Annotated in this window: 4 protein-coding genes and 1 pseudogene; all 5 read right to left on the bottom strand. The window is 76.5% G+C overall.

Features of this window, described 5'->3' with window-relative positions; all coding sequences use genetic code 11:
* Window positions 1–426 precede the first annotated feature (426 nt).
* Window positions 427–1,722 (bottom strand): tyrosine--tRNA ligase, encoded by a 1,296-nt coding sequence (gene tyrS / locus CHB98_RS20840; RefSeq protein ID WP_089307525.1) that lies wholly within the window; start codon window positions 1,720–1,722, stop codon window positions 427–429.
* 73 nt (window positions 1,723–1,795) lie between these two features.
* Window positions 1,796–2,476, bottom strand: a complete 681-nt coding sequence (locus CHB98_RS20845) for a DNA-3-methyladenine glycosylase (RefSeq protein WP_281251888.1) — start codon at window positions 2,474–2,476, stop codon at window positions 1,796–1,798.
* Window positions 2,440–3,969, bottom strand: a complete 1,530-nt coding sequence (gene argH, locus CHB98_RS20850; RefSeq protein ID WP_245821502.1) for an argininosuccinate lyase — start codon at window positions 3,967–3,969, stop codon at window positions 2,440–2,442. The genes CHB98_RS20845 and argH overlap by 37 nt, the downstream gene beginning before the upstream one ends.
* A pseudogene (locus tag CHB98_RS20855) lies at window positions 3,966–4,499 on the bottom strand (arginine repressor); the annotation flags it as partial. The gene argH and the pseudogene CHB98_RS20855, both read right to left, overlap by 4 nt.
* A gap of 46 nt (window positions 4,500–4,545) precedes the next feature.
* On the bottom strand, window positions 4,546–5,490 hold the full coding sequence (argF, locus tag CHB98_RS20860; RefSeq protein ID WP_089307527.1) for an ornithine carbamoyltransferase: 945 nt from the start codon (window positions 5,488–5,490) through the stop codon (window positions 4,546–4,548).
* Window positions 5,491–5,597: the final 107 nt, after the last annotated feature.

Consider the following 5,597-nt stretch of genomic DNA (forward strand, 5'->3'; position numbering starts at 1 on the left):
GACGCTCTCGATCAATCAACCAAAGGAACCCACAAAGGGGTCAAATACTTGGCACTGACTTTCGGCACGCTGTTGAGTTCTCAAAGAGCGGACGCTCGCGACACCCGGCCTGGTGGGCCTTCGATCGCGACGGCTGTTCCACGTTACGCCGTCCTCCGAGTCCGTCAAGCGGCGGGTCGATGACCCGCGCTCGGCGTTCGGGGAACGGCACCCAGGAGGGCCGGAGGGCCCGGGAGGACTCCCGGAGGCACCTCGGTCGCTGGGCTGGCGGCGCCTGGTCCGACCCGCGGGGCGGTGACCGTGGTCCCGTGTCCCGCGCCGGTCTCGCCGGGCGCAGGAGAGAAGTTACGTGGGTGTCGTCCGGGGTGTCAAACCGCGTCGGCGTGACGCCCGACACCGGCCGGCAGCGGCCCGGTCACCCCCCGTTCACGTGTCCCGTCCGGGGCTCCCGGCCCGCCGGACGCCGGCGACGGAGCGCTTCCCGCGGCGCAGCACCAGCCAGCCACCGGGCAGCCAGTCGTCCTCCCCCGGCACCGCCTCGGCGTCGGTGACCCGCTGGTTGTTCAGGTAGGCGCCACCCTCCCTCACCGTGCGGCGGGCCTCGGACAGGCTGGCCACCAGCCCGGTCTGCTGCAGCAGCGCCGCGACGGTCGGCGTCCCCCCGTCCACGGTGACGCTGCCGGCCTCGCGCAGCGCCGCGCCGAGGGTCTCCGCCCCCAGGGCGGCCAGGTCGTCGCGGCCGAACAGCGCCCGGCCGGCCGCCTCGGCCTGCCGGAGCTCGTCCTCCCCGTGCACCAGGCGGGTGAGCTCCTCGGCGAGCGCCCGCTGCGGGGCCCGGGCCGCCGGGCGCGCCTCCGACTCGGCGATCAGCGCCTCGACCTCCCCGGCCGGGCGCTCGGAGAACAGCGGCAGCCAGGCGCGGGCGTCGACGTCGTCGACGCCCAGCCAGTACTGGAAGAAGGCGTAGGGGCTGGTGAGCTCCGGGTCCAGCCAGACGGTGGCGCCCTCGGTCTTGCCGATCTTCGTCCCGTCGGCCGTCGTGATCAGCGGGGTCGCCAGGGCGTGCGCCGAGGCCCCCTCGGTGCGCCGGACCAGGTCGGCGCCGGCGGTGATGTTCCCCCACTGGTCCGACCCGCCGCTCTGCAGCGTGCACCCGTGCCGGCGGAACAGCTCGCGGAAGTCGTTGGCCTGCAGGATCTGGTAGCTGAACTCGGTGTAGCTGATGCCGGCCTCGGAGTTCAGCCGGGCCGCGACCGCCTCCTTGGCCAGCATCCGGCCGACCCGGAAGTGCTTGCCCAGGTCGCGCAGGAGGTCGATGGCCGACAGCGGGGCCGTCCAGTCGAGGTTGTCGACGTACAGCGGGGCCCGCAGTCCCTGCTCGGCGGCCGGGCGGTCGAGGAACGGGGCCACCCGCCGCCGGATGCGGTCCACCCAGGCGGCCACGGTGGCCGGGTCGTTCAGCACGCGCTCGCTGCTCATCCGCGGGTCGCCGATCAGCCCGGTGGCACCGCCGACCAGCACGATCGGCTGGTGGCCCGCGCGCTGCAGGGCGCGCAGCACCATGAACTGCAGCAGGTGGCCCACGTGCAGGCTGGGCGCGGTGGGGTCGAAGCCGCAGTAGTAGGTGACCGGTCCGGCGGCCAGGGCGGCGCGCAGGGCGTCCTCGTCGGTGCTCTGGGCGATCAGCCCGCGGCGGTGCAGCTCGGACATCACGTCGGTCACGGGCCCATCCTCGCTGGCGCTCGTCGACCCCGTGCCCGGGGTGCTGTGTCTCTGCGTGACCTCGCGAGCTCGGTCACGGCGCACCATCCTGCCCGGCGCGCCGGGCGCGGGGCCGGCCACCCGGGCGGAAGGCGCTCACCGACGCCGCGCCGGTCTCCCAGAACCGCCACGGCAGCTCGGTGGCCACGCTGATGCCGACGCGGGGCCCGGCCGACACCTGCGCGGGCGGGTCACCGCGGTGCAGCCGCACGGGTGACGACGGGTGGAGCAGGTCGGCGTCCCGGTCCGCCGGGCCGATGGCGAGGGCCTGGGTGAGCCGGGCCGGCCCGCGGGCGAGGTCGCGGGAGGTGCGGGCGGCGGGACGGCGGGCGGCGGCCCGCTCCTCCCCCGCCACGACGTCCCCGGCGCGCAGCAGCACCGCCGAGCCCTCCCCCGGCGCGCCGACGACGACGTTGGCGCACCAGTGCACGCCGTAGCTGAAGTAGACGTACAGCCGCCCGGGCGGGCCGAACATCACCGCCGCCCGCGGGGTCGGCCCGCGGTGGGAGTGCGCCGCCGGGTCGCTGCCGTCGCCGGCGTAGGCCTCGACCTCGGTCAGCCGCAGCGCCACCCGCCCGTCCGGGCGGTCGGTGACCAGCCAGCAGCCGAGCATGGTCGGCGCCACGGCGTCCGGTGGCCCCAGCAGCTCGCCGGGGGTGAGCAGCGGCCCGGGGTCGCTCAGAGCGCCGCCGCCACGGGCGAGGCCGACGCCCAGCCGGCGTGCTCCCGGGCCAGCGCGGTGAGCGACGCCAGCTGCTCGGCGACCCGCTCGGGCGCCGTGCCGCCGCGGGCCCGGCGGGCCGCCAGGGCGCCGCGCACGGACAGCACCGACCGGACGCCGGGGGTGAGCTCGGGGGCGACCTCGGCGAGCTCGGTGTCGGAGAGCTCGTGCAGCTCCAGGCCGCGGCGCTCGCAGGCGGCCACCATGGCGCCGCTGATCTCGTGGGCCGAGCGGAACGGCACGCCCTGGCGCACCAGCCACTCGGCGACGTCGGTGGCCAGCGCGAAACCCTGCGGCGCGGCGGCCTCCAGCACCTCCGGGCGGAGGGTGAGGGTGGCGACCATCCCGGTGACCGCGGGCAGCAGCAGGAGCAGCTGGCCCATGGAGTCGAAGACCGGCTCCTTGTCCTCCTGCAGGTCCCGGTCGTAGGCCAGCGGCAGGCCCTTGAGCATGGTGAGCAGGCCGGTGAGGTTGCCGACGAACCGGCCGGACTTGCCGCGGGCCAGCTCGGCGATGTCGGGGTTCTTCTTCTGCGGCATGATCGACGAGCCGGTGGCCCAGGCGTCGTCGAGCCGGGCCCAGCCGAACTCCGTCGACGTCCAGAGCACGACCTCCTCCCCCAGCCGGGACAGGTGCACGCCGATCAGCGCCGCGGCGAAGCAGAACTCGGCGGCGAAGTCGCGGTCGCTGACGCCGTCGATGGAGTTGTCCGACGCGCGGTCGAAGCCGAGCTCGGCAGCGACCGCGTCGGGGTCCAGCGGCAGCGACGAGCCGGCCAGCGCGCCGGAGCCGTAGGGGCTGACGGCGGTGCGGCGGTCCCAGTCGCGCAGCCGGTCGACGTCCCGGGCGAACGCGTGCGCGTGGGCGAGCAGCTGGTGGGCGAGCAGCACCGGCTGGGCGTGCTGCAGGTGCGTCATGCCCGGCGCGGGGACGTCGCGGTACCGCTGCGCCAGGTCGACCAGCGCGGACTCCAGGGCGGCCAGCTCGCCGACCAGGGCGCGGACGGTGTGCCGCAGGTACAGCCGCAGGTCGGTGGCGATCTGGTCGTTGCGGCTGCGACCGGCGCGCAGCTTGCCGCCGAGCGCGCCGAGCTTGCCGGTGAGGCCGCGCTCGAGGGCCTCGTGCACGTCCTCGTCGGACTCGACCGCGGTGAACGTGCCGGCGGCGACCTCGGCGGACAGCTCGGTGAGCGCGGCGACCATCCGGTCGAGCTCGTCGTCGGTGAGCAGCCCGGCCCGGTGCAGCACGCGGGCGTGCGCCCGGGAGCCGGCCAGGTCGTAGGGGGCCAGCGCCCAGTCGAAGTGCGTGGACCGGGACAGCGCGGTGAGCGCGTCCGACGGCCCCCCGCCGAAGCGCCCTCCCCAGAGCCGGGTGGTGGACGGCGCGGCGGCGGGGGTGCCGGGTGCGGCGGCGGGGGTGCCGGGTGCGGCGGCGGGGGGCACGGCGGGGGGCACGGCGGGGTCGGCCGGGCTCACGGGGTGGCTCAACTCCCTTCCAGGTCCTTCTTCAGCTCGGGGTAGGCCGCCGGCACGCGGCGGGCCAGCGCGCGCAGCCGGTCGGCCAGGGCGGGGCCGCCGTCCGGGTCGCGGGAGACGACCAGCAGAGTGTCGTCCCCGGCGATCGTGCCCAGGACGTCGGGGAGGCCGACCTTGTCCAACGCGGAGGCGAGGAACTGCGCCGCGCCGGGCGGGGTGCGCAGCACGGCGAGGTTGGCGCTGCCCTCGGCGGAGGTGAGCAGGTCGGCCAGCAGCCGGGTGAGCCGGGCGGGCGCGGCCTGGGCGGGCCGCAGCGGCGCGTTCTCCGGCGGCAGCACGTAGGACGCCGGGGCGCCGTCGGAGCCGCGCATCTTCACCGCGCCCAGCTCCTCCAGGTCACGGGAGAGGGTGGCCTGGGTGACCTCGATGCCGGAGGCCGCCAGCAGCGCGGCCAGCTGGGTCTGCGAGGTGACCGGCCGGCCCTCGACGAGCTCCCGGATGCGCGCCTGCCGCGCCGAGCGGGTGGGGGTCGCCGTCATCGCCGCCCGCCGGGTCGTCGGCGCACGGGTCGCCGGGCGACGGGGCGCGTCACGACCGCTCCAGCAGCCAGGTCAGGACCGCCTTCTGCGCGTGCAGCCGGTTCTCGGCCTCGTCCCAGACCGCGCTGTGCGGGCCGTCGACCACCGACGCGGCGATCTCCTTGCCCCGGTAGGCAGGCAGGCAGTGCAGGACGACGGCGTCGTCGGCGGCCCGGGCGAGCGCGTCCTCGTCCAGCGCGTAGGGCAGGAACGGTGCGACCCGGGCGCCGCCCTCGTCCTCCTGCCCCATCGACACCCAGGTGTCGGTGGCCAGGACGTCGGCGCCGTCGGCGGCGGCCGCGGGGTCGGCCGTCCAGGCCACCGAGCCGCCGGTCTCCCCGGCGATGGCGGCGGCCCGCTCCAGGACGGCGGGGTCGGGCCGGTAGGCCTGCGGCGAGCCGATGCGCACGTGCATCCCGGCGGTGGCGCAGCCGAGCAGGTAGGAGTGCGCCATGTTGTTGGCGCCGTCGCCGAGGTAGGTCAGCGAGCGGCCGGCCAGCGACCCCCGGCGCTCGGCGACGGTCTGCAGGTCGGCGAGCACCTGGCAGGGGTGGAACCCGTCGGTGAGCGCGTTGACCACGGGCACCCGGCTGACCGACGCCATGGCCTCGATGCGCTGCTGGCCGGTGGTCCGCCACACGATCGCGGCGGCCTGCCGGTCGAGCACCCGGGTGGTGTCCTCGACCGGTTCGCCGCGGCCCAGCTGGCTGGCGCCGGCGTCGATGACCAGCGGCGCGCCGCCGAGCTCGGCGACGCCCACGGCGAAGCTCACCCGGGTGCGGGTCGACGGCTTGTCGAACAGCACGGCGACGGTCCGAGGCGCGCCGTTGGCGGCGCGCAGCGGGGTCGGGGCGGTGTCGGTGTGCCGGGTGCGCTTGAACTCGGCGGCCAGGGCCAGGACCTCGGCCTGCTCGGCCGGCGTCAGGTCGTCGTCGCGCAGCAGGTGGCGGGTCACCCCCGCACCGCCGCGTCGAGGGCGGCCGGGAGGGCGGTGAGGAAGGCGTCGACCTGGGCGTCGGTGACCACCAGGGACGGCGCCAGGCGCAGCACGTCCGGGGCGAC

Origin of the sequence: Geodermatophilus pulveris, from assembly GCF_900188375.1 — a bacterium.
Lineage (GTDB): Bacteria > Actinomycetota > Actinomycetes > Mycobacteriales > Geodermatophilaceae > Geodermatophilus > Geodermatophilus pulveris.